General features: G+C 71.3%; 15 protein-coding genes. 7 read left to right on the forward strand and 8 right to left on the reverse strand.

The window, feature by feature from the left end; all coding sequences use genetic code 11:
• Positions 1-3 precede the first annotated feature (3 nt).
• Entirely contained in the window at positions 4-1,227 is a 1,224-nt protein-coding gene (locus ACF08M_RS32785; RefSeq protein ID WP_392188893.1) for a glutathionylspermidine synthase family protein, read from the forward strand.
• Between the two features lie 125 nt (positions 1,228-1,352).
• Here the strand turns inward: ACF08M_RS32785 and rocD are convergent, their stop codons facing one another.
• Positions 1,353-2,558, reverse strand: a complete 1,206-nt coding sequence (gene rocD, locus ACF08M_RS32790) for an ornithine--oxo-acid transaminase (RefSeq protein WP_392188894.1) — start codon at positions 2,556-2,558, stop codon at positions 1,353-1,355.
• Positions 2,559-2,801: 243 nt separating this feature from the next.
• Here rocD and trpS point away from each other — a divergent pair, with 243 nt between their 5' ends.
• Both trpS and ACF08M_RS32800 read left to right on the forward strand, forming a co-directional pair.
• Positions 2,802-3,824, forward strand: coding sequence for a tryptophan--tRNA ligase (gene trpS, locus ACF08M_RS32795; protein WP_392188939.1), 1,023 nt, complete (start codon positions 2,802-2,804; stop codon positions 3,822-3,824).
• A gap of 129 nt (positions 3,825-3,953) precedes the next feature.
• On the forward strand, positions 3,954-4,544 hold the full coding sequence (locus ACF08M_RS32800) for a 2'-5' RNA ligase family protein (protein ID WP_392188895.1): 591 nt from the start codon (positions 3,954-3,956) through the stop codon (positions 4,542-4,544).
• A gap of 62 nt (positions 4,545-4,606) precedes the next feature.
• Here ACF08M_RS32800 and ACF08M_RS32805 read toward each other — a convergent pair whose 3' ends face one another.
• Entirely contained in the window at positions 4,607-5,440 is an 834-nt protein-coding gene (locus ACF08M_RS32805) for a decaprenylphospho-beta-D-erythro-pentofuranosid-2-ulose 2-reductase (RefSeq protein ID WP_392188896.1), read from the reverse strand.
• A 242-nt stretch (positions 5,441-5,682) separates the two neighbouring features.
• Positions 5,683-7,032 carry an FAD-binding protein gene (locus ACF08M_RS32810; RefSeq protein WP_392188897.1) on the reverse strand — a complete coding sequence of 450 codons (1,350 nt, stop codon included), beginning with the start codon at positions 7,030-7,032 and terminating at the stop codon, positions 5,683-5,685.
• A gap of 140 nt (positions 7,033-7,172) precedes the next feature.
• On the opposite strand from ACF08M_RS32810, the gene ACF08M_RS32815 reads away from it, so the two are divergent.
• Positions 7,173-8,102 (forward strand): YihY/virulence factor BrkB family protein, encoded by a 930-nt coding sequence (locus tag ACF08M_RS32815; protein WP_392188898.1) that lies wholly within the window; start codon positions 7,173-7,175, stop codon positions 8,100-8,102.
• On the opposite strand, the gene ACF08M_RS32820 is transcribed toward ACF08M_RS32815, so the two are convergent.
• Positions 8,050-9,492, reverse strand: a complete 1,443-nt coding sequence (locus tag ACF08M_RS32820) for a D-alanyl-D-alanine carboxypeptidase (protein WP_392188899.1) — start codon at positions 9,490-9,492, stop codon at positions 8,050-8,052. The genes ACF08M_RS32815 and ACF08M_RS32820 overlap by 53 nt on opposite strands.
• Here ACF08M_RS32820 and ACF08M_RS32825 point away from each other — a divergent pair.
• The 3 genes from ACF08M_RS32825 to ACF08M_RS32835 all read left to right on the forward strand — a co-directional run bounded on the left by ACF08M_RS32825 (position 9,431) and on the right by ACF08M_RS32835 (position 12,842).
• On the forward strand, positions 9,431-9,676 hold the full coding sequence (locus tag ACF08M_RS32825) for an SCO4848 family membrane protein (protein ID WP_093549020.1): 246 nt from the start codon (positions 9,431-9,433) through the stop codon (positions 9,674-9,676). The two genes, ACF08M_RS32820 and ACF08M_RS32825, sit on opposite strands and share 62 nt — an antisense overlap.
• A 30-nt stretch (positions 9,677-9,706) precedes the next feature.
• Entirely contained in the window at positions 9,707-11,098 is a 1,392-nt protein-coding gene (locus tag ACF08M_RS32830; protein ID WP_392188900.1) for a metallophosphoesterase, read from the forward strand.
• A gap of 187 nt (positions 11,099-11,285) precedes the next feature.
• Positions 11,286-12,842, forward strand: coding sequence for an ABC transporter substrate-binding protein (locus ACF08M_RS32835; protein WP_392188940.1), 1,557 nt, complete (start codon positions 11,286-11,288; stop codon positions 12,840-12,842).
• A 166-nt stretch (positions 12,843-13,008) separates the two neighbouring features.
• Here ACF08M_RS32835 and ACF08M_RS32840 read toward each other — a convergent pair whose 3' ends face one another.
• The 4 genes from ACF08M_RS32840 to ACF08M_RS32855 all read right to left on the reverse strand — a co-directional run bounded on the left by ACF08M_RS32840 (position 13,009) and on the right by ACF08M_RS32855 (position 23,996).
• Positions 13,009-13,971 carry an NAD(P)-dependent oxidoreductase gene (locus ACF08M_RS32840; RefSeq protein ID WP_392188901.1) on the reverse strand — a complete coding sequence of 321 codons (963 nt, stop codon included), beginning with the start codon at positions 13,969-13,971 and terminating at the stop codon, positions 13,009-13,011.
• A complete protein-coding gene (locus ACF08M_RS32845) occupies positions 13,968-15,107 on the reverse strand; it encodes a Glu/Leu/Phe/Val dehydrogenase dimerization domain-containing protein (RefSeq protein WP_392188902.1) in 1,140 nt (379 codons plus the stop codon). The genes ACF08M_RS32840 and ACF08M_RS32845 overlap by 4 nt, the downstream gene beginning before the upstream one ends.
• A gap of 94 nt (positions 15,108-15,201) precedes the next feature.
• On the reverse strand, positions 15,202-20,577 hold the full coding sequence (locus ACF08M_RS32850; RefSeq protein ID WP_392188903.1) for an amino acid adenylation domain-containing protein: 5,376 nt from the start codon (positions 20,575-20,577) through the stop codon (positions 15,202-15,204).
• The gene (locus ACF08M_RS32855) at positions 20,574-23,996 is read right to left on the reverse strand and encodes an amino acid adenylation domain-containing protein (RefSeq protein ID WP_392188904.1); all 3,423 of its coding nucleotides are present in this window, start codon (positions 23,994-23,996) and stop codon (positions 20,574-20,576) included. Before ACF08M_RS32855 ends, ACF08M_RS32850 begins: the two co-directional genes overlap by 4 nt.
• Positions 23,997-24,122 lie beyond the last annotated feature (126 nt).

A 24,122-nucleotide genomic window follows, 5' to 3' on the forward strand; every position in this document is an offset into this window, starting at 1 on the left:
GGTATGGAACGCCGCACCACGCAGCCGCGTCCCGGCTGGCAGCGCACGGTGGAGGAGCAGGGGATCGTCTACCCCCTCACCCGCTACCCGGACGGGTCACTGCGCCCGTACTGGGACGAGAGCGCCTACTACGTCTTCTCGCTGCCCGAGGTCGAGGCGCTGGAGGAGGTCGTCGAGGAACTGCACACGATGTGTCTGGCCGCGGCCGCGCACATCGTGGAGCGCGACCGCTTCGCCGAACTCGGCATCACCGACCGCCGGTTGTCCGCGCTGATCACCGGATCCTGGCACCGCCGGGCCGAACTGCCGTCCCTGTACGGCAGGTTCGACCTGCGCTACGACGGAACCGGTCCGGCCAAGATGCTGGAGTACAACGCGGACACCCCCACCTCCCTCGTGGAGGCCGCGAGCGCCCAGTGGTTCTGGATGGAGGACCGTTTCCCGGGCGCCGACCAGTGGAACTCCCTGCACGAACGTCTCGTCGCGGCGTGGCGGCGGCAGGCCGCCCTGCTGCCGCCGGGACCGCTGTACTTCGCGCACTCCGACGGGGACGAGCTGGGCGAGGACCTGATGACGGTCGCCTACCTGAGGGAGACCGCCGAACAGGCCGGCATCGACACGGAGGCGCTCTCCGTCGAACGGATCGGCTGGGACCGGCTGGCCGGGCGGTTCGTGGACGAGCGGCTCCGCTTCATCCGCAGCTGCTTCAAGCTGTACCCGTGGGAATGGCTGGCCACCGACCGGTTCGGGCCGCATGTGCTGGACACCCTCGACAACGGCGGCGGCACCGGCACCACCTGCTGGATCGAGCCCGCCTGGAAGATGCTCCTCTCCAACAAGGCGCTCCTGGCGATCCTCTGGGAGCTCTTCCCCGGCCACCCGAACCTGCTCCCCTCCTATCTGGACGGTCCCCGCGAACTCGCGGCGGCGGCGAGTACGAGTACGGATACGGACAGGGGCCGTGGCGGCGGCCCCGGCTACGTCGCCAAGCCGCTGTTCGGCCGGGAGGGGGCCGGGGTCACCCTCCACGAGCCGGGCAGCCCCGCGGTGCTGCGGGACGAGCCGTGCTGCTACCAGGAACTGGCGCCGCTGCCGGACTTCGACGGCAACCGGGTGGTGCTGGGGGCGTGGGTCGTCGAGGACGGGGCGGCCGGGCTCGGCATCCGTGAATCGGCCGGGCCGGTCACGGACGAGTACGCCCGCTTCCTGCCCCACGTCATCCTCTGACACCGGCCCGGCAGCCGTCGGCGACGGGAGCTCAGAGCCTGTCGGGTGACCTTCGATCGGGTGGCGGACGCGGTCTGGTGCGTGCCAGGGCGTGGCCGCCCGATCAGAGGTCACCCGACAGGCTCTCAGGCGCGCAGGACGCCGCGGAGCTGCTCCAGCCCCCAGTCCAGGTCCTCCTTGCTGATCACCAGCGGCGGGGCGATCCGGATCGTCGACCCATGGGTGTCCTTGACCAGCACTCCGCGGTTCATCAGCTTCTCGGAGATCTCCCGGCCGGTGCCGTGGCTCGGCGCGATGTCGACGCCCGCCCACAGCCCGCGCCCCCGTACCTCCGCCACCGCGCCCCCGCTCACCAGCAGCCCCAGCTCCTGGTGGAGGTGTTCGCCCAACTCGGTGGCCCGCTGCTGGAATTCGCCGGTGCGGAGCATCGCGATGACCTCCAGCGCGACCGCGCAGGCCAGCGGATTCCCGCCGAACGTCGAACCGTGCTCACCGGGCCGGAACACCCCGAGCACATCCTGCGAGGAGACGACCGCCGACACCGGCACCACACCACCGCCCAGCGCCTTGCCGAGCACATACATGTCCGGCACGACACCCTCGTGCTCACAGGCGAAGGTCTTCCCGGTCCGGCCCAGGCCCGACTGGATCTCGTCGGCGATGAACAGCACGTTCCGCTCGCGGGTGAGTTCACGGACCCGGGGGAGGTAGCCGGGCGGCGGCACCAGCACCCCGGCCTCGCCCTGGATCGGCTCCAGCAGCACCGCCACCGTGTTCTCGGTCATCGCCTCCGCGAGCGCGGTCAGGTCCCCGTACGGCACGATTTCGAACCCCGGCGTGTACGGACCGAAGTCCTCCCGCGCCTCCGGGTCCGTGGAGAAGCTGATGATCGTCGTCGTACGGCCGTGGAAGTTGTTCGAGGCGACGATGATCTTCGCCATGCCGTCCGGGACGCCCTTCACCCGGTAGCCCCACTTGCGGGCGGTCTTCACCGCGGTCTCCACGGCCTCCGCGCCGGTGTTCATCGGCAGCACCGTCTCCATGCCGCACAGATCGGCGAGCCGGGTGCAGAAATCGGCGAACCGGTCGTGGTAGAAGGCGCGCGAGGTCAGGGTCACCCGCTCCAGCTGCGCCCTGGCGGCGTCGAGCAGGCGCCGGTTGCCGTGACCGAAGTTGAGCGCCGAATACCCGGCGAGCAGGTCGAGGTAGCGCCGGCCCTCGACATCGGTCATCCAGGCTCCGTCCGCCGAGGCGACGACGACGGGCAGCGGATGGTAGTTGTGCGCGCTGTGCGCCTCGGCGGAGGCGATGGCAGTTTCCGTGGTCGACACGGGATCTCCGTTCGTCGTGCGGCGTGGACGGGGGGTGGTGCCCACTTTGTATCGTCGGTCGGAACCCTGGCGAGGAAACCTTCACATCACGGCGCGCCCGTTCCGCCGCGGTTTTGGCCGTACCTCCCAGCTGTGGTGCTCGTCTCGTCCACGACGGCGCGCGTCCCGGGTCCCTACACCTTCCGTGCCGCTCGCGTGCCCCTTCCGCACCGGCTGCCGGAGATGGGTTCCGTACCTGAGACAATGGGCTTCATGGCCTCTGAACGCCCCCGCGTGCTCTCCGGAATCCAGCCCACCGCAGGCTCGTTCCACCTCGGCAACTACCTCGGTGCGGTCCGCCAGTGGGTGGCGCTGCAGGAATCCCACGACGCCTTCTACATGGTCGTGGACCTGCATGCGATCACCATCCCGCAGGACCCCGCGGAGCTGCGCGCGAACACCAGGCTCGCCGTCGCCCAGCTCCTCGCCGCCGGTCTCGACCCGGAGCGCTGCACCCTCTTCGTCCAGAGCCATGTGCCCGAGCACGCCCAGCTCGGCTGGGTCATGAACTGCCTCACCGGCTTCGGCGAGGCGTCCCGTATGACGCAGTTCAAGGACAAGTCCGCCAAGCAGGGCGCGGACCGCACCACGGTCGGTCTCTTCACCTACCCGATGCTGATGGTCGCCGACATCCTGCTGTACCAGGCCGACCAGGTCCCGGTCGGTGAGGACCAGCGCCAGCACCTGGAGCTGACCCGTAACCTCGCCGAGCGGTTCAACGGCAGCTACGGCGACACGTTCACCGTGCCCGACCCGTACATCCTCAAGGAGACGGCGAAGATCTACGACCTTCAGGACCCGTCGGCGAAGATGAGCAAGTCGGCGGCCACCCCGAAGGGCCTGATCAACCTCCTCGACGAGCCGAAGACCACCGCCAAGAAGGTAAAGAGCGCGGTCACCGACACCGACACGGTCATCCGCTTCGACCGGGCCCGGAAGCCCGGTGTCAGCAACCTGCTGACCATCTACTCCACGCTCACCGGCACCGGAATCGCGGAACTGGAGCAGAAGTACGAGGGCAAGGGCTACGGTGCGCTCAAGACCGACCTCGCCGAGGTCATGGTCGACTTCGTCACACCGTTCCGCACCCGCACCCAGGAATACCTGGACGACCCGGAGACCCTGGACTCGATCCTGGCCAAGGGTGCGGAGAAGGCACGCTCCGTCGCGGCCGAGACCCTGGCCCGGACGTACGACCGGATGGGCTTTCTGCCCGCGAAGCACTGAGTCCAAGGACCCTGGCGGTTTCGCGTCCGCAGGCGTCACACTGGCGACGGGAAGCTGATCCGGTGGATGGCCGAAAACAGGCCATCGATCATCGTGGACCATCGATCATCGAGGATTGAGGAGAACGACGTGGGGACCGTAACGCTCGGCGTTTCGATCGCGGTCCCGGAGCCCTACGGCAGCCTGCTCCAGGAGCGGCGCGCGAGCTTCGGGGATCCTGCCGCATACGGCATTCCCACCCACGTCACGCTTCTCCCGCCGACCGAGGCCGAGGCGGCCGCCCTGCCCGCGATCGAGGCGCATCTCGCCCAGATCGCGACCGGCGGCCGCCCCTTCCCGATGCGACTGTCCGGCACGGGCACCTTCCGTCCCCTCTCGCCGGTGGTCTTCGTCCAGGTCGTCGAAGGGGCCTCGGCCTGCGCATGGCTGCAGAAGCGGGTCAGGGACAGTTCCGGGCCGCTGGTGCGCGAGCTCCAGTTCCCCTACCACCCGCATGTGACCGTGGCGCATGACATCCCGGAGCCCGCGATGGACCGGGCGTACGAGGAGCTCTCCGACTACGAGGCCGCCTGGACCTGCGGTTCCTTCGCGCTGTACGAGCAGGGCCCGGACAGCGTCTGGCGCAAGATCAACGAGTTCCCGTTCGGTGCCGGGGACGGTGTGCCCGCCGTGCCCGCGCAGGGCGGTTCCGCCGTGGACGAGCCCTCTCTGCGACCCTGAGCGGGCCCCTTCCGCTCCTCGACGCCCACGCGCTCTCCTTGAGCGTTCCGCCGACCGTCGGCTCAGACCGGCAGACGCCGGAACAACGGGCGCGGCACATGCCGCAGTGCCGACATCACCACCCGCAGTGACCCCGGCACCCACACCGTCTCCGAACCCCGCCGCAGCCCCGTCACGATGGCAGTCGCGACCTCGTCCGGGGTCGTCGTGAGCGGCGGCGCCTCCAACGGCGCCGCGGCGAACCGGGCCGCGGTGAGCCGGGCCTTCGCGCGCGGGGCCGGCGCCGCCGGCCCGGCCGCCGATTCCGGCCGTGCGCTCCGGGGCCGTACGACTCCGGGGCGGACGACCAGCACCTGCACCCCCGTGCCCTGCAGCGCGTCCCCCAGCCCCTGCGCGAACGCGTCCAGGCCCGCCTTGCTGGACCCGTAGATGAAGTCCGCGCGGCGGATCCGTTCGCCGGCCACCGAGGAGAGCACCACCAGCGAGCCGTGGCCCTGGGCCTGGAGTGCGCCGGCGCACACCAGCCCGGCGGAGACGGCCCCCGTGTAGTTGGTCTGGGCGACCCGGACCGCGGAGAGCGGCTCCTCCTCGTCACGCCCCTGGTCGCCCGCGATGCCGAAGGCGAGGAGCACCACGTCGATGTCGCCCTCGGCGAAGACCTTTCCCAGGGCGGTCTCGTGGGACGCCGAGTCCAGGGCGTCGAAGTCGACCGTATGGACATCGGCGCCGCGGGCGCGCAGTTCGGCGGCGGCCGAGTCGAGCGCGGGGGAGGGCCGGCCGGCCAGCCAGACCGTGCGGGTACGGCGGGCGATCAGCCGGCGTGCGGTGGCGAGAGCGATCTCCGACGTGCCGCCGAGAACGAGCAGGGACTGCGGGGCACCGAAGGCGTCCTTCACGGAAACACTCCTTGCAGAGAAGAGGGGGAGGAGCTTGCAGGGGGGACGAACCGCAGAGGCCACGGCGCCGGACGGCGGGGTGGACCGCAGCGGACCGTGGTGGGGCAGGTCGCCGGGACGCAGGGTCGGTCGGTGTGACAGGTCCCGAGGACGGGCGGTGTGACGGGTCACAAGGACAGGCGGTGTGACAGGTCACGAGGACAGGCGGCGTGACGGGTCACAAGGACAGGCGGCGTGACGGGTCACAAGGACAGGCGGCGTGACAGGTCCGAGCGGAACGCCCCGTTCGGGTCCAGTTCGGCGCGCAGCGCCCGGAATTCGGCCAGCCGCGGGTACATCACGGCCAGCAGATCCGGCCGCAGCCGCGAGTCCTTCGCCAGGCAGACCCGGCCACCGGCCCCCGCCACCTCCTCGTCCAGCACGTCCAGGAACGTGGCCAGGCCCGGCAGGGCGGCGGGCAGACCGAGCGCGAGCGACCAACCGGGCATCGGGAACGACAGCCAGCCAGGGCCTCCCGCGCCGAACCGCTTGAGGACGGCGAGCGACGAAGGGCAGCGCAGCTGCGAGATCAGGCGCACGATCCGGCGCAGCGCCTCCTCCTGACCGTGCCCGACGACGAACTGGTACCGCACGAGTCCGCCGCGGCCGTGCAGCCGGTTCCAGCGCGGCAGGCCGTCCAGGGGGTGGAAGAAGGCGGAGAGCTTCTGGAGTTCGCCGATGCGGTACGTGGGAGCGCTGCGGTACCGGATCTCGTTGAGCAGGGCGGCGGAGGCGCGGCCGAGCAGCCCCTCCGGCACGAGGGCGGGTGCGGCGGGCAGCTGTCCCGGGCGGAACGCCGGCGGTGTGCGCCCGGCGCGCGCCGCGAGCAGGTACCCGGGCACGTGCTCCCCCCGGGCGAGCACGGCACGCCCCGTGGCCCGGCCGCGGGCGAGGAGGTCGACCCAGGCGGCGGAGTAGCGGTAGCGGTGGTCTCCGGCGGAGAGCCTGGCCAGCAGGTCGTCCAGGTCGACGGTCCGTTCGGTGTCGACCGACATCCATGAGCTGGTGACGCGGTGGAGCCGCAGGGTGGCCGAGAGGATCACGCCCGTCAGGCCCAGCCCGCCCGTCGTCGCGTCGAAGAGACCGGCGCCGGGCCGGACCGTACGGATCTCGCCGTCGGCGGTCAGCAGCTCCAGTTCCCGGACGTGCCGCGAGAAGGAGCCGTCGATGTGCTGGTTGCGGCCGTGGACGTCGGCGCCGATCGCGCCGCCCACGGTGACATGACGGGTGGCCGGCGTGACGGGGACGAACCAGCCGAGCGGCAGCAGGACTTCCATCAGCCGGTGCAGGCTGACCCCGGCCTCGCAGACCACCAGGCCGGCCCCGGCGTCGATGGTGCGGATCCGGTTCAGCGCGGTCATGTCGAGCACGGAGCCGCCCGCGTTCTGTGCGGCGTCGCCGTGGGCCCGGCCGAGGCCCCGGGCGATGGAGCCGCGGGGCCCGCAGCCGCGCACCGTCGCCGCCGCCTCCTCGTAGGTACGGGGGCAAAAGCGCAGGGCGGTCGTCGGAGCGGTACGGCCCCAGCCGGTCAGGGACACGGTGTCGACAGACATGATCGTGACCGTATAGCCCGAGAAAACCCTTTCGGGAGATTTGTTACAACACTCACCGATATGGGTGACTGAGGGCATATCAGCTCGTACGGCGGTGAACGGATTTCGGATTTCCGCGCCCGGGAGGGTAGTCGTACGTCATGGACTGGCTGAAAAACCTCCCCGTCATCGGGCCGATCGTCTCCCGGCTGATGGCGACGCACACCTGGCGCTCGTACGAGGCGCTCGACCGGGTCCACGGGAGCAGGCTCGCCGCCGCGATCACCTTCATCAGCTTCCTGGCGCTCTTCCCGCTGATCGCGGTCGGTGCGGCGATCGGTGCCGCGCTGCTCTCCGCCGAGCAGCTCCACACCATCGAGAGCAAGGTCGCCGAGCAGGTGCCGGGCATCTCCGACCAGCTCGGCATCAGCGATCTGGTGGCCAACGCGGGCACGATCGGGGTGGTCGCCGGTGCGGCGCTGCTCTTCACCGGCGTCGGCTGGATCGGTGCGCTGCGGGGGTGTCTGCGCGCCGTGTGGGGCATGGACGACGTGGACGAGGGCAATCCCGTCATCCGCAAGCTCAAGGACGTCGGGCTGCTGTTCGGCCTGGGCGGGGCGGCGCTCGCGACCCTCACCGTCTCCTGGGCCGGTTCCGTCGCCGTCGGCTGGACCGCCGGTCTGCTGGGCATCTCGGACCGCGGGGCGGGCGGTGTGGTGCTCCAGGTGGCCGCCCTGGTCGTGGCGGCCCTCGGCGACTTCCTGCTGCTGCTCTACCTGCTGACGCTGCTGCCCGGCGTCGAGCCCCCGCGGCGCAGGCTGCTGGTCGCCGGGGTGATCGGCGCGGTCGGCTTCGAGCTGCTCAAGCTGCTGCTCGGCAGCTACATGAGGAGCGTCGCGTCGAAGAGCATGTACGGCGCCTTCGGCGTGCCGGTCGCGCTGCTGCTGTGGATCAACTTCACGGCGAGGCTGCTGCTGTTCTGCGCCGCCTGGACGGCGACGCGGAGCGGCAGGGGCAACGGGAAGGAACCGGCGGCCGTCAGCGACGGGGGAGGCGGCGCACCAGGTCCGGCAGCGGCCAGCGCCGGTTGACCAGGAACACCCCGCCGGCCAGCAGGACCAGGACGCCCCCGGTGATCCCCAGCGCGATCCCGACGCCTCCGCCGCCCCCGCCGGACGCGGCGGCCCGGGCGGCGGGCGAGGAGCCGTTGCCGCCGTCGCTCTTCCCGTTCGCCGTCGGCCCCTTCCCGGCCCCGCTGTCCGTTCCGGTGTCCGCGGACCTCGGGGGCACCAGCTCGCCGACCGGGGTCACCTTGCCGCTCGCGTCGAAGCCCCAGTCGAGGAGGCTGGCCGCCTCCTTGTAGACGGCGTGCGGCTCTTCGGACGAGGGGTTCATGACGGTGACGAGCAGCACCTTGCCGTCGCGTTCGGCGACCCCGGTGAAGGTGTTGCCCGCGTGGGTGGTGTAGCCGTTCTTGACGCCCGCGATGCCCTTGTACGGGTCGACGCCGTCCGCGCCGGTGAGCAGCCGGTTGGTGTTCTGGATCCCGAAGCTCTCGCGCTTCCCGTTCTTCTTCTTCGCGCCGGGGAACTCCGCCTCCGCCGTCGAGCAGTACTCCCGGAAGTCGGCCTTCTGCAGGCCGCTGCGGGCGAACAGCGTCAGGTCGTACGCGCTGGAGACCTGATCGGGCGCGTCGTACCCGTCGGGCGACACCACCTTCGTGTCGAGCGCCTGCAGCTCCTCCGCGTGCGCCTGCATGTCGGCGACGGTCTTGGCGACACCGCCGTACATCGAGGACAGCACATGCACCGCGTCGTTGCCCGAACGCAGGAACACCCCGAGCCACAGGTCGTGGACCGTGTAACTGAGGTGCTCCTTGATGCCGACCAGGCTGCTGCCCTCGCCGAGATCCGCGAGGTCCTCCTCCTGCACCGTGTACGTCCGGGTCTTCGGCTGCAGCCCCGGCATCACGGTGTCCGCGAAGAGCATCTTCAGGGTGGAGGCGGGGGGCAGCCGCCAGTGCGCGTTGTGCGAGGCGAGGACCTGGCCGTTCTCCGCGTCCGCGACGATCCAGGATCTGCCCGTGAGCTTCTTGGGCAGTACCGGGGCGCCGGCTCCCAGCTTGACCTGCGTGCCGGTCCGGCCCAGCAGTTCGCCACCGACCCTGGACATACCGGCGGGCGGCTTCGGCCGCTTGTCGGAGGCGTCCTTGTCGGCCGCTGATGCCGGGCTGACGACAAAAGTGGACAACAAGGCGGTGGAAGCGATCGTCAATGCGATCTTTTTCAGAGCGGGCACGGTCGGAAACGTACAGGGCGAAGGTGTGGTCGGCGATACGGATGGCTTGAACCGCCGTGCGCGCCCCCGGGACAGCCCACCCCGGGCGACGTCGCCGGAGCGTGCCGGAGATACTGATTCCATGAAGCTCAGCCGCCCCGTCTCCTGGTTCCTGCTCGCTTTCGGGGTGTGGAGCTGGTTCATCTGGATCACTTTCGTCAAGAACCTGTGGAAGGACGGCAGCGGACTCGCCTTCGACGACGCGGGTGACCCGACTGCGTACTTCTGGGTGCATCTGCTGCTCGCCATCACGTCCTTTCTTCTGGGGACGGCCGTTGGTGTGATCGGGTTCCGTGGTGTCAGGGCTCTGCGCCGAGAACGTGCCTGACAAACCGCACGACGAGCGGAGGAGTCGTACGTGGCAGTGGCCGGTCTCGCGCTGACAGCGGTCGTGGTGCTCGCGCTGCTCGCCGTCGTGCACCGTTACCTGTGGCGCCGCTTCGTCGGCGACACCACGGCCGACGGCAGCGTCCTGCGCAGAACCGGCACGGCGGCCGCGTTCCTCCTGCCGCTGCTGAGCGTCGGCGCCCTGGTCTCCGGCCGTACGGGTGCGCCCTTCCGGCTCCAGCAGGCGCTGGCCTGGCCGGGCTATCTGTGGCTGGCCGCGCTCCTGTACCTGACGCTCGCTCTGCTGGTGGGCGAGGCGGTACGGCCGATTCTGCGACGGGCGCTCGCGCGTCGTGCACACGAGCCGGACCGGGCCTGGGGCACTTCAGCGACAAAAGCCCCCCAGGCGCAGGTCGCGGCCGTGGGCGCCGACACCTCCGCCACTGGCATTTCCGCCACCGGCATTTCCGCCACCGACATCTCCGACGCCTGCGCCGCCGTCACCGATGCCGCCGTCACCGACGCCACCGCCACTGCCGACGCCCCCGCCGCCGGCACCCTCCTCGCCGACACCCCCGCCGCACCCGGTCCCGCCGCCCCCACACGCCGTCTCTTCGTCGCGCGGGCCGTCGGGGGCGCCGCCGCCGTCGCCGGCCTGGGCACGGTCGGCTACGGCACGTACGGCGTGCTGCGCGGGCCGCGGGTCAAGCGGATCACCGTGCCGCTCGCCAAGCTGCCCCGTTCCGCGCACGGTTTCCGGATCGCCGTCGTCAGCGACATCCACCTCGGCCCGATCCTCGGCCGCTCGCACACCCGGCGGATCGTCGACACCATCAACCGGACGCAGCCGGACCTGGTCGCCGTCGTGGGGGACCTGGTCGACGGGACGGTCGCCGATCTCGGGCCGGCCGCGGAGCCGCTCGCGCTGCTCAGCGCCCGTTACGGCAGTTACTTCGTCACCGGCAATCATGAGTATTACTCCGGCGCCGCCCAATGGGTTGATCATGTAAAGGAATTGGGTCTTCACCCCTTGGAGAACGACCGGGTCGAGATCGGTGGATTCGATCTTGCGGGCGTCAATGACATTGCCGGGGAGAGCGAAGGACAGGGGCCCGACTTCGGCCGCGCGCTCGGTGACCGGGACCCTGCGCGCGCGGCCGTTCTCCTCGCCCACCAGCCCGTCGTCATCCACGACGCCGTCGCTCACGGGGTGGATCTCCAGCTCTCCGGCCACACTCACGGAGGCCAGCTCTGGCCGGGCAACTTCGTGGCGGAGCTCGCCAATCCCACGGTCGCCGGGCTCGACCGCTACGGCGACACCCAGCTCTACGTCTCGCGCGGCGCGGGTGCCTGGGGGCCGCCCGTACGGGTCGGCGCACCCTCCGACATCACCGTCGTGGAGCTCGCCTCCCGACAGGCCTGACGTTCCGTTGATGGCCGGTTACGGACCCCGTGGATGGGCCCAAGGTTTCAAGTGCCGAACAAAAGGCTATGAGTCCCAGATTTGCTCTTCCAGATGTGAAAATCGTGTGATTGGCTGAGCCGAGCATGCGGTGATGTGCGTATCTGAGCGCCACGCCGAGGTGGGGCTGGTAAGGGAGAGCACGGCAATGCGGTCGATCCGGCTACGGATTCTCGCGATTATCGCGGTTTTGGTCATCGCAGGCGTCGGCGCCTGGCAGCTGCTTCCCTCGGACGAGGTGAAGAGCGATCCGGTCTCGGTGGGCACGACGGACGAGGTCACCTCGCTCGACCCGGCCGGTGCCTACGACGCCGGTTCCTGGGCGATGTACAGCAACATCTACCAGTCCCTCCTGACGTTCAAGCCCGGAGCGACCGTCCCCGAACCCGACGCCGCCGAGAGCTGTGGGTTCATCGGGCAGAAGCTCCAGACGTACCAGTGCAAGCTGCGCGACGACGTGTACTTCTCCAACGGCCGCAAGATCACCGCCGCCGATGTCAAGTTCTCCATCGAGCGCATGATCGGCATCAAGACGGATGTCGGTCCGTGGGTGCTGTTCCCGAGCCTCAAGAACGTGGTGACCGAAGGCCGCACCATCACCTTCAACCTCTCCTCGCGCGATGCGACCTTCCCGCAGAAGCTCGCCACGGGAGCCGGTTCGATCGTCGACCGCGAGTCGTACCCGGCGAAAAAGCTCCGCACCGGGAACACGGTCGACGGCTCGGGCCCGTACATCCTGAAGTCGTACCGGCCCGGCGCCCTCGCCGAGTTCGTCCCCAACCCCCGGTACAAGGGCGCGCTGACGAAGACCGGTGTTCCGGTCACCGTGCACTACTACAAGGAGTCGGAACAGCTCCTCACGGACTGGGAGACCGGACAGCTCGATGTGACGCACCGTCAGTTGCCGCCGAGCACACTCACCGAGCTCAACCCGGGCGACCCCGACCTGCACGTCACCGAGGCCGACAGCGCCGAGATCCGCAACCTCGTCTTCAACGTCCGGGACGGCAAACCGCTCGCCAACAAGAAGGTCCGGCAGGCCATCGCGTCGCTCGTCGACCGCGGACCGCTGGTGACCGACATCTACAAGGGCACGGTCGAACCGCTCTATTCGCTGATCCCGCAGGGCTACATCGGGCACAGCACGCCGTTCTTCGACGCCTACCCCTCGCCCGACCCCGCTCGCGCCAAGAAGCTGATGCAGGAGGCCGGTGTGCAGACGCCGCTGCCGATCACCTTCGCCTACCGCGGCGGCGACGAGGCGTACGCCAAGGAGACCGCGGAGCTGCGCGGCCAGCTGGAGGCGGACGGGCTGTTCAAGGTCACGGTCAAGGCCGTCGACTGGCAGAAGTTCCAGAAGGAGTACGCGGCCGGCAAGTACGACGCGTACACCGTCGGCTGGCTCCCCGACTACCCGGACCCCGACACCTTCAGCCAGCCGCTGGTCGGCAGCAGCAACTCCCTCCACAACGGCTACTCCAGCAAGAAGATGGACTCCCTGATCGCGTCCACGCAGCAGTACAGCGACCGCGGCCGTACCGCGGCGGACTTCAAGGAGCTCCAGGCGCTCGTCGGCGAGGACGTGCCGCTGGTGCCGCTGTGGCAGAAGAAGGACTACGTCCTCAGTACGACCGATGTCTCCGGCTCGCAGTACCTCTCGGACGGCACCGGCATCTGGCGGCTGTGGGAGCTGAAGCGGCTCTGACGATCTGTCAGGCGGGGCCTCGGGCCGCCTGGTTCGCCTCCGTGGCCGTCCTCGGCGAAGGCGGCCATGAAATCGTCCGCCACGACAGCACACGACGCGAAAAGGAACCTGCGCCCGGACGGAGCGAGTGCTCCGCCCGGGCGCAGGCACCAGGACACCGCGTTCCTCACCCGGGGTGGATCCCGACCACGACGGCGTCCCGGGCCGCTCGGCCGGCTCGCAGGTCAGTGAGGTTGTCCTGAAACGCCCGGCCCACGGCGGCGGGTTCGCCGGGGAAGGCGAAGGCGCAGTGCGGGGAGATCACCAGACCCGGTGTCCGCCATCGAGGGTCGTCCGCGGGGAGAGGCTCGACGTCGTGAACGTCGAGCAACGCTCCGCGCAGTGACCCGGCCTCCAGGGCCGCGTGCAGGGCCTTGTCGTCCACCGTGGTGGCTCGGCCGACGTTGACCAGCGCCGCCCCGGCCGGCAGTGCGGCGAGTACATCGCCGTTGACGAGATGGTGCGTTCCGGCGGTGGCCGGCAGGCAGCAGACCACGTGGTCGGCGGTGGCGGCGGCCTCGGCCAGGCGATCGGCACCCACGGTGCGGTCCGCCCCCGGTACGCTCCGTTCCCCGGTGCGGGTGACGGCGACGCATCGAGCACCCAACGCGGTGACCTTGCGGATCACGGCCTGGCCGATTCTTCCGGCTCCCACGACCAGGACGGTCGATCCGCACAGCATCGTGGCGGTGGACGTGTGCCAGGCACGTCGTTGCGGACGTGCCGACAGTGTCGGGAACTCCTTGAGCAGCATGAGCAGTGCGGAGAGCGCGTACTCCGCGACGGATTCGACGGGGACGCGCGCCGAGTTGGTCACCAGCGTCCCGGGCGCGAGTCCGGCGGCGGAGAGGTGGTCGCTTCCGGTGCCGGTGAGGTGCAGCCATCGGAGGCCGGGAAGCAGCGCGAGGGAGCCCTCGGGGAAGAGGTGGCCGATCAGTACCTCGACCTCGGCGAGTTCGCTGCGCGGCAGGTCGAGAAGAGAGGTGGCCCGTACCGCCGTGACCAGCGGTTCCAGGTGGGGGAGCAGCTCCGCGGCCATCGCCGTGTGTGCGACGAGTACACGTGGATCGTGCCAGGAGGGCGCCTTCACCGGTGTACCGCCCGGTGGGCCAGGAGTTCGGCGACAGGGTCGGGGCTGCCCTGGCGGGTCAGCTCGGTCACGAGGGCACAATTGCGTCTGATCTTCTTCGCGATCCAGGTACGCAGCCAGTCCGCGAGGCGGGGCGCGGGCAGTCCGGACGGGGCCACCCCGGTGAGAATCGCCCCGGTCAGGGCTGCCCCGCCGACGTTCACCACCACATCCGGCAGTACCGTGTGGCCCGCCTCGCGCAGGAGACGGCGCGGGACGGGGCCACAGCTGAGGTTGCCGCCCTCGACGACGACGCGGGCGCGCACGTCCGGGACCGAGTCGAGGCCGATCGCGTCGGCCGAGGCCGCGAGGACGAGGACATCCGCGTCGACGGTCAGCCAGGCCCGGTCCGGGCCGAGGGACCGCACCCGGGCCGGGAGTCGCGAACGGTCGATGGTGCCGTCCGCGGAGGTCGCCGCGATCAGCCCCTGCGTGCTCAGACCGGCCGGGTCGGTCAGGGTGCCCAGGACATCGGCGACGGCCACGATGCGGTGGCCCGCGCGTTCGAGATGCAGTGCCGCCGCCCGGCCCACCACTCCGAAGCCCTGCACGACCACGCGCTGGGGTGCGGTGACCTGCTGCGCCTCCAGTGCGCTCAGCGCCGCCGTCGCGACGCCGAAGCCCGTGATGTCGGACATGGTCTTGTAGAACTGCTCCCACGGCACGTCCAGCCGGGTGGACCCGGGTACTTCGGTGAGGTCGTAGTCGGCCGCGGCGAACCACGCGTCGCGATCCGCCTGCGTCGTGCCCTGGTCGCAGCCCAGGTACACACCGCCGTGCAGGAGCGGACGGCTGACCCGGCCGAAGGTATGCGTCAGCCGGTTGCGGTCCGTGATGGCGGAGCGGGGGCGGATGCCCGCCTTGGCCCCGCCGATCGGCAGGTCGACGAGTGCGAGTTTGTGGGTCATCGCCCGTGCCAGGGCCGCCAGTTCGTGCTCGTCGACGGTCTCGGTGAGGCGGGTTCCGCCCATGGCGAGACCTCGCACGGTGCTGTCCACGACGACCCAGGCGTCGGCCTCGCAGCCGGGCAGCGAGAGCGTGGTGGTGAAGAGGGGCGACGAGGTCGGGGCGTCGTCACTGTGAAGGAGTTGGTGCATGTTCACGTCTTTCTGGTTCCGGTGAGTACGTCGCGGCGAGGGCGCGGGCCGGGTACGCACCCGGGCGCCGAAGGGCAGCACGGCCCGAGCGGGGTCAGGTGGTGCTCCGGCGCAGCAGGGCGTCCGCCTCGTCCTGGAGCGTGTCGAGGTCATCCGCCACGACCCCCGCCGTCGAGACGTCGGGGAGCCGGCTCTCGATGTGGCGCAGGGGGCGGTACCGCAGGCCGAGGACACCCCATCCCGCGAGCAGGAGTCCGCCGGTGATCATGAGCAGCCCCATGCCCCGGCCCGGGCCCGTGCCGCCCACGATCTGGAGGAAGGGGGCGTGCCCGACGAGGGGGTCGAAGAGGTGGTGCAGCAGGACGGGGGTGAGCAGGAAGCCGAGCGGCATCAGTCCGGTGGCGAGCATCTGGTTGGTGGCCACGACCCTGCCCTGCAGTTCCAGGCCCACCTTGGCCTGGAGGATGGCGAGCCAGTGTGCGTTGAGGACGGCGTTGCACACCCACCACAGGAACAGGCCCACGCCCATGAGGACGGGTTCCGGCCGCAGCCCGATCAGCACGGTCGCCAGTCCCATCCCGATCGTCATGCCGATCATGCCGTCGGCCAGGCGCCGGGTGCCGCCCCAGAAGGCCATGGCCAGGCCGCCGACCGCGGCGCCGAGGCCGCCCGCCGCGGTGACCGTGCCGAGGACGGCTGGACTGCTTGTGGAAAGGACGAGCGGGGCCGTGAGCACCGTGGTGGTGGCGGTGACGTAGTTGACGACGATGAAGAAGACCACCATCGCCACCATGGGCGGCCGCCGGGCGAGGAAGCGCCAGCCTCCGGTGATCGCGGCCAGGAAGCCCTCCCGGCGTCTGCGGAAGAGGCGGTCCGGGAAGCGGATGACGAGAAGGACGGCCCCACCGGCGAAGACGGCGACGAGATCGAGGCAGACCACCCCGGCCAGTCCGACGAGACTGATCAGCGCTCCGCCCAGTACCGGCGCGATCAGCGTGCTGAGAGCGGTGCCCAGTTGCACCACGCCATTGGCCTGGGCGAGGTAGGGCTTGGGCACCAGTTGGGCGACCGAGGCGAGATAGGCAGGCCGCTGGAACGCGGCGGTGAGGGAGGTGAGCGCGGCGAACACCGCGACTTCCCACACCTGGAGTGTCCCGGTGGCCGCGGCGGCGACGAGGCCGGACAGGGTGACACCGTAGACGGCGGCACACCCCAGCAGGACCCGGCGACGGTCCCAGCGGTCGGTGGCGGCACCGCCCAGCGGCGCGGCGAGGAAGGCCGGAAGCATGGCCAGCATGGTGACCAGGGAGTAGGAGGACACCTGGTGGGTCTTCTGGAAGACCCACACCCCGAGGCCGAAGGAGGTGAGCGCGGAGCCGGTCATCGAGGCTGTCTGGCCGAGCGCGAAGAGCCCGAACCGGCGCAGGTCCCGTCGTTCCGGCGAGCTGTCCGGTGCCGCCGGCGCGGGCGCGGGGGCCGTCGGCGAGGAGAGCTGTTTCTCGATGAGCCCGGCGAGTTCGGAGGCCTGGTGTTTGAGGAAGTAGTGCCCTGCGTGCGGGATGCGGGCGAGGGAGACGTCGTCGGCGACGGCGGTCCACTCGCGGTACCGCTCCTCGAAGAGTTCGGTGGTGCGGTCGCGGTCGCCGATGACGCACAGCACGGGCGCCCGCAGCCGCCGGGAGCCGCGGGTCTCGAAGCGGGTGCTGAACCAGTCGACCGCCTGGCGCGCGTCGTGCCGGACAGCACGGATCACCGCGCCTCGGGTCTCCTCCTCCAGCTGTCCGCCGAGTGCCCGCAACACGTCGTGATAGGCCCGGTCGGACGTGCGCCGGTCGTCGGGGAACCAGCGGTGGAAGAGGGCGGACAGTCTGCCGGGAAGCCGTGCGCTGGGAAAGGCGGCGCCGAGAACGACACCGGCGAGTTCCTCGCCTCCCTCCTCCAGCGCGAGGGCCAGCGCGACCGCGGGTGCCGTGCCGACGCAGTGCCCGTAGACCAGAACCCTGCCGGTGTCGATGTCGGCGAGTTCGTCCCGGCAGCGTGTCACGACCTCGCCGAGGGACCGCAGCTCCTCGTCGGCGCGTGCGGGATCGTGGCCGGGCAGCTCCACAGCGAGTACCTGAACGCCCGGCCGTCGCGTGGCGAGTTCGTGTGCGAGGGGCTGGTACGAGGCCGCCGAGCCACCGCCGTAGGGCACGCAGACGAGGGTCACCTCCGGGGACGTGCCCGGGGGCGGCCCGGCCAGCCGCTGAAGGAGCCCGGTGCCCGCGGATGCGGGATCGTCGAGCAGGGGCGCCAGTTCCCGCACCGTGGGGTGGGTGAAGAGCGACACCACCCGCAGACCGGGGTCGATCAGCCGGGCGGCGCGCAGCGCGCTGAAGGAGTCCCCGCCCAGCGCGAAGAAGTCGGCGTCGATGTCGAGGTCCTGGCCGGGGAGTTCCAGTACCTCCTGCCAGGCCGCCGCGATGCGCCGCTCGGCAGCGTTGCGCGGGGCCGTACCGCTGTGTTTCTCGGATGTCCGCGGGACGGGCAGAGCGGCGCGATCCACCTTGCCGTTCGGGGTCAGCGGGATCTCGGGCAGGGGTACCAGGGCTGATGGGACCATGTGGTCGGGCAGCTGAGAGCGCAGGGCGGAGCGCACGGCCGTGATGTCGAGCGGGGCGCTGTCGTCCGCCGGGACGACCCAGGCGACGAGGCGGCGCCGGTGTGCCTCCCCGACGGCGAGCACGACCGCTTCGCGCACGGAGGGCAGCGCCCGGCAGGCTGCGGCGACCTCGCCCGGTTCGACCCGGTACCCGCGCACCTTGACCTGGTCGTCGAGACGGCCGAGGAACTCCACGAGACCGTCCGCGCGTACGCGCACCCGGTCGCCCGTGCGGTAACAGCGCTCGGTTCCCCCGACCGGATCCGGGACGAAAGCCCGCGCGGTGGCCTCCGTGTTCCCGGCGTAGCCGCGTGCCACTCCGGGGCCGGCGATCCACAGTTCCCCAGGCGTCCCCGGGGGCGCGAGCCGTCCGCTGCGGTCGACGACGTAACAGAGTGCGTTCGGGAAGGGCGTGCCGAGCGGGACGGAGACAGCGGTCGTGTCCGAGGGATCGCCGATGTCGGCGGGCTCGCACCCGAGGACGGACACGGTCGTCTCGGTGGGGCCGTAGTGGTTGTGCATCCGCAGTCCGGGGCGGGCCGCCCGCACGCGGGCGACGAGCTGCGGCGAACACGCCTCTCCGGCGAGTACGAGGAGGTGCTTGGGCAGCACGGCCGCCAGGTCCCCGTGCGCGGCGAGGAGTTCGAGGTGGCTGGGCACCATCTTGACGACGTCCACCGGGTGGGCGGCGAAGTACGCGGCGAGCCCCGCGGGGTCGGTGGCCCGCTCGCGTTCCACCAGGTGCAGCGTGCCGCCGCTCACCAGCGCCCCGAACAACGAGAGATACCCGAGATCGGCCGCCGCCGTGGAGAGCAGGGCGAAGGACCGCCCGTGACCGTCGATCCGCTCCAGCGCGGCGTGCAGGTAGTGGGTGAGGGAACGGTGCTCCACGCCGACGCCCTTGGGCGTGCCGGTCGTTCCCGAGGTGAAGATCAGGTAGGCGAGCTGGTCCTCCTTCACTTCCACTCGCGCCCCGGGCCGGTCCGCGCGGGGGGCACCGGACGCGGACAGATCCTCCGTCACCAGGACGTGCGACGTCCGCACGCGGTCGGCCAGAGCGCGTCGGGCCAGCACGAACCGAGCACCGGACGCCGTCACGGTGCGGGCGAGCCGCTCGTCCGGGTGAGCGGGCTCCAGCGGAACGAAGGCCGCTCCGGCCTTGAGCACGCCCAGCAGGGCCACTGGCAGGTGGATGTCCCGCTCGGCCAGTACCGCCACCGGCTCACCGACGCGTACCCCGGCCGCGAGCAGGCCGTCGGCGACGCGGGCGGCCCGCTCGTCCAGTTCCGCGTAGGTGAGGGTGCCGTCCTCCGCGACGACGGCGGTCCGTTCGGGCGTGTTGCGCGCCCAGCGCCGCACCAGCTCGGGAACGGGATCGCCCGGGTACGTGCGCGCCGGCCCGCGCAGCACCCCCTCCGCCGGGTCCGTCAGGAGCAGCTCGCTCACGGGACGGTCGGGATCGTCGGCCAGGCCGGTCAGCAGCCGCAGGTAGGACTCGGCCAGCCGCTGCGCGGTCGCGGGGGCGAAGCGCTCGCGACGGTACTGAAGCACTCCGCTCAGCGGACCCTCGGCGCCCGCTTCGAAACAGTGCAGGGCCAGCTCGCTCTTGACGGCGCCGGTCGCGATCTCGGTGAACCGTGTCGTCAGCCCGGGGAAGAGGCTGGTGAGATCGGGCCGGACGTACAGGTTCGCCATCGTCTCGAAGAGGGGTCCGGTGCCGGCCGCGCGCTCGGGGCGCACCTGACGCACGACGAGGTCGAACGGAACGTCCGCCCGGGCCAGCGCGTCGAGTACGACATCGCGCACCTCGGCCAGCAGACGCCGCCCCGACCACGCCGGAGACAGGACCGTCCGCATCACGACCGTGTTGACGAACGGGCCGACGGCCCGCTCGCCGCGTGCCGTGTGCCGTCCTCCGTCCGGTACCCCCACGGCGATGTCCTCGCTGTCGGACACCCGCGCCAGCAGCGCCTGCCAGCAGGCGAGAAGCACCATGAACAGCGTGACACCGTTGTCAGCGGCCAGGGAGCCGAGGCGCGCCCTGAGTTCGGTGGGGAAGACGAGGGGAACGCCGGCACCCGCGTCGGAGGGAACCGGCCGGGCAGGACGGTCGGCGGGCAGGTCCAGTGCGGCGGGAGCGTCACGCAGCTGCTCCTGCCACCAGTGCAGATGGCGAGCCGCCAAGGCCTCGGGGAGAGGAGTGACCACCTCGGAGTACTGCGGGGGCCGTGGTGGCAGCGGCCCCTGCCCCAACTCGTGGGCGTAGAGCGCGGCCAGGTCGGTGAGCAGGAGGCCGTTGGACCAGGCGTCGGTCGCCAGGTGATGGAGGACCAGCAGCAGCGCGTGCTCCTGCTCGTCGAGGCGGAAGCAGACGACGCGGAGCGGGCATTCGCGCTCGGGTGCGATCGGCTGCCGCACGCGCTCGTGGACCTGCCGGTCGAGCTCGGCCTCGGTGTCCGTGGCACCGCCGAGGTCCACGACGTCCAGAGGTATGGCCGAGGCCGGGCGCGTGACCAGAACGGGGACGGGGCCCGAGGCGTCGACGACACCGCGCAGTACGTCGTGCCGTTCGGTGAGCCCGCGCAGCGCCGCCAGGAGCGCCGGACGGTCCAGCGGGCCGCTCAGCCGCAGCAGGACGGGGACCAGGTACGCGGGGCTGTCCGGCTGGAGCTGGGAGGCGAGCCACATCGCCTGCTGCGCGGAACTGAGCGGCACGGGTCCCTCCTCCCGTCGCGGAGCATCCTGCGGGCGGTGTGCCCTGCGGGCGGACAGCAGGGCACGCAGCCGGTCCTGGTCGGCCTGCGAGGTCGTGGCCGTCGCATCGCTCATGCCGTCTCCCCCTTTTCGCCCGGGGCCGACGCGTCCAAGGCGGCCAGCGCCCGCTGTTCGACCTCGGCGGCCAGATCGCGCAGCACCGGCAGCGCGAAGACCGTGCGCACCGAGACATCGACGCCGAGCGCGTCCCAGATCTCGGCCGCGACCCGCATCGCGGTGAGCGAGCTCCCTCCGAGGTCGAAGAACGAGTCGGAGGCGGCCACGTCCTTCACCGGCAACAGCTGTTCCCAGGTCGTCGCCAGGAATTCCTCGACGACGGTGGACGGTGCGACCCGTTGCCTCTCGTCCGGGGCCGGGGGTGCGGCCGACGGGGGCGGGAGGGGCAGGCCGACGGCCGAGCAGGAGCGGTCGGGTGCCGCGGTGCCCTGGGCCAGGACATGGAGGAATCCGTCCAGCAGGGCCCTGGCGGCCTGTTCGTCGAAACATTCGAGGTCGTGGACCAGATGGATCTCGGTACCCGACGCCGTCGTGTTGACGAGGAAGGTGACATCGTCCCGCGCACTGCCGGTGTCGCGTTCGCCGAGCACCCGCAGGGTCACCGCGCCGGCGGCGACCTGGACCGGCGCCCCCGACGGCCGCATGGAGAGCGATACCGGAGTCAGGGGTGCGCCGGGGCGTCTCGGGAGCCCCGCTGCCGTGGCCGCCTCGGCGAGTGCGGCGGCGGGGAGCATCGTGTGGGCGAGAGCCCGGTTGCGCGCCAGAGCCGCCCGCGCGGCCACGGTACGGAAACTCTCCTCGGGCCGGAAACGGACCCGGACCGGAGGAACGCAGAGCAGGGGCCCCACGACCCGTTCGAGTTCCGGTAAGGGGCGCCGCGCCACCGGTACGGCCACGACGATGTCGTGCCGGCCGGTCCAGTGCGCGATGAGCACGTCGAGCGCTGCCAGGTACACCGCGAATTCCGAGACGCCCGAGGAAGCCGCCAGGTCCCGTACGGCTCCGGCAGTGCCGGGCGGCAGCAGACGCACCAGCCGGGCGCCCCGATGCGCGGGTGCCCCCGCGCGCACGCGGCGTGCGAGGTCCCACGGAGGCAGTGCCCCTTCGAGCTCCTCGCGCCAGAAGTCGCGGTCGGACCGGAGGGAGAGCGCGAGGGCCTGCTCCTCCCAGCGCGCCACGTCCCCGAGTTGCACGTCCGGTTCCGGCACGGGCCGGCCGTCGAGGGCGGCAGCGAGTTCGTCCAGGACGATGCCGCCCGACCATCCGTCGAAGGCCAGATGGTCGACGGCGATCACCAGCCGTGCGCGGTCGGGGGCGGTGCGGACGAGTACGGCGCGCAGCAGCGGAGTGTCCTCGGGCGTGAAGACCTGCCGGGCCGCCGCGTCGACGAGCGCGTCGGCCTCTTGCGCCGTCCGTTCCGTCGCGTCGTGTTCGGTGAGGGAAACCGGCGCCGGGGGCAGCACCCGCGCCACCGGGCCGTGCGAGGTCTCGTTCACGACGGTACGCAGCGCCTCGTGCCTCGCCACGAGTGCGTCGAGGGCGGAGCGAAGCGCGTCGGCGGTGACGGCGCCGTCGATGCCGAGGACGAACGCCTCCGTGGTGACGCCGGGGACCGGGCTGACCTGGCGGGTCGTCCACAGTTCGCGCTGCATGTCGCTCAGCGGCGCCTCGGTGGCGTCCGGCAGCCGGGCCGGCGCGGGCATCGGGGGAGCGGCGCCGATGAGTTCGGCCAGTGCTGCCACGGTCGGCTCGGTGAGGAAGTCCCCCAGGGGGACCGCCGCTCCCCATTCGGCGCGGACTCGGGCGAGGACCCGCGCGGCGGCCAGGGAGTGTCCTCCGAGAAGGTCGAAACGGTCGGTGCGGCCCACCGCCCGGTCCATGCCGAGCACCTCACCGACGATCGCCGCGAGCCGTGTTTCCGCTCCCGGCCGGGGGCGCTCGCCCGGTTCCGTCGTGCTGAGGGGAGGGACCACGGCGGACAGGGCCTTGCGGTCCACCTTGCCGTTGCTGCTCCGCGGCAGCCGGTCCGTCACCAGAACACGGGCCGGCACGAGGTAGTGCGGGAGGCGGGCGCGCAGCAGGCGGAGAAGTTCCCCTTCGGTGGGAGCAGGAGCGCCTTTCGAGGCGGTCTCCACATGCGCGTGCAGAGTCCGTGTTCCCCCTTGGCCCACGGGGGCGAGGACAACGGCGTGCCGCACGCCCGGGAGCGTCGCGAGGACCGCCTCCACGTCACCGGGCTCGACGCGGAAGCCGCGCACCTTGACCTGCTCGTCGAGGCGTCCGAGGTAGTGCAGCACACCGTTCGTGCGGCGCACGAGGTCGCCCGTCCGGTACCGCCTGCCGCCGGGCGCGGCGGGATCGGGGACGAAGCTCGCCGCCGTCGCCTCCGGGGATCCCAGGTAGCCGAGGCCGACCAGCGGGCCGGCGACCCACAGCTCGCCGGCGGTACCGTCCGGCACCGGGCGCTGCTGGGAATCGCGCACCGAGAGCTCGCAGCCGGCGACGGCCGTACCTATGGGTGGCGTGCCCGTTTCGTCACGGCCTATCGGGTGCGTGGCGCAGAAGACGGTGCATTCGGTGGGCCCGTAGAGATTGACGACGGTTTCGACTCCCGGTTGTGCGTAGAGCTGGTCGACAAGAGGGCGGGGCACCGGTTCCGCTCCGGCGTTGACCCGCCGCACGCCCGGCGGCAACGGGCGCTCCAGCAGCATCGCGAGACCGGAGGGAGGTGCGCTGATCATGGTGACCTCGTCCCGCGCGGGGAGGTCGGGGAGCGCCAGGATGTCGTCGGCGAGGGCGACGCTGCCTCCCGCGCACAACGGGCCGAAGATCTGGTGGATGGAGGCGTCGAAGGAGAGCGACGCGGTCGCCAGGCCCACACGCAGGTGCGCGGGTTCGATCGTCCGTGTCATCCAGTCCAGCAGGGCGAGGACGGAGGAGTGTCCGATGACCACGCCCTTGGGGATGCCCGTGGAGCCGGAGGTGAACAGAACGTACGCCTCCTCGCCCACGGTTCGCGCCGGGGGCGGTGCGGGGCTGTCGTGAACGCCCTGGTGCGGGGCGTCGTCGACGATGAGGGGGCGTGCGCCCGCCGCCGCGACGACGGGGGCCAGTTCGGGGGTGGTGAGGACCTCGTCGATCTCGGCGGAGCGGACCATGTGCGCCAGCCGGGACGGCGGGAGCGCGGGATCGAGGGCCACGCAGGAGCGGCCGGCCCGCCACACTCCCAGGAAGGCGGCCACCGTGCGCTCGTCGCGCCCGAGGCAGATGCCGGTTCTGCCCCACCCGGTGGCCGGGAGGAGCGCGCTGATCCGCGTGGCGAGGGCGAGCAGCTCCCGGTAACTCGTCCTGCGCTCGCCCGTGATCACGGCTGTGGCTTCGGGATGGCGGGCGGCCCGGCGGGCCACTAAGTCGTGGACCGTCCGGGGAGGACAACACTCCTCGGTCTGCGGTTGCTGCGAGGGATCGACCGGCATGGGATGGCTCCAGATCTTCGAGAGCGCCGCGGGGGTGGGTGGTGCCCGTGACGCGTGGGGGATTCGTCCTCATGGGCGCGCGGGCGCCTCGGACGGGCGGAGAAGAAGGAAGAACGGGGGGACGCA

Source organism: Streptomyces sp. NPDC015032, assembly GCF_043080425.1.
GTDB lineage: Bacteria > Actinomycetota > Actinomycetes > Streptomycetales > Streptomycetaceae > Streptomyces.

Coding starts and splice junctions, on each gene's coding strand:
- ACF08M_RS32785 (WP_392188893.1), top strand. CDS start 4: ATGGAACGCCGCACCACGCAGCCGCGTCCCGGCTGGCAGCGCACGGTG.
- trpS (WP_392188939.1), top strand. CDS start 2,802: ATGGGCTTCATGGCCTCTGAACGCCCCCGCGTGCTCTCCGGAATCCAG.
- ACF08M_RS32810 (WP_392188897.1), bottom strand. CDS start 7,032: ATGTCTGTCGACACCGTGTCCCTGACCGGCTGGGGCCGTACCGCTCCG.
- ACF08M_RS32815 (WP_392188898.1), top strand. CDS start 7,173: ATGGACTGGCTGAAAAACCTCCCCGTCATCGGGCCGATCGTCTCCCGG.
- ACF08M_RS32825 (WP_093549020.1), top strand. CDS start 9,431: ATGAAGCTCAGCCGCCCCGTCTCCTGGTTCCTGCTCGCTTTCGGGGTG.
- ACF08M_RS32820 (WP_392188899.1), bottom strand. CDS start 9,492: ATGAACCAGCTCCACACCCCGAAAGCGAGCAGGAACCAGGAGACGGGG.
- ACF08M_RS32835 (WP_392188940.1), top strand. CDS start 11,286: ATGCGGTCGATCCGGCTACGGATTCTCGCGATTATCGCGGTTTTGGTC.
- ACF08M_RS32845 (WP_392188902.1), bottom strand. CDS start 15,107: ATGCACCAACTCCTTCACAGTGACGACGCCCCGACCTCGTCGCCCCTC.
- ACF08M_RS32850 (WP_392188903.1), bottom strand. CDS start 20,577: ATGAGCGATGCGACGGCCACGACCTCGCAGGCCGACCAGGACCGGCTG.
- ACF08M_RS32855 (WP_392188904.1), bottom strand. CDS start 23,996: ATGCCGGTCGATCCCTCGCAGCAACCGCAGACCGAGGAGTGTTGTCCT.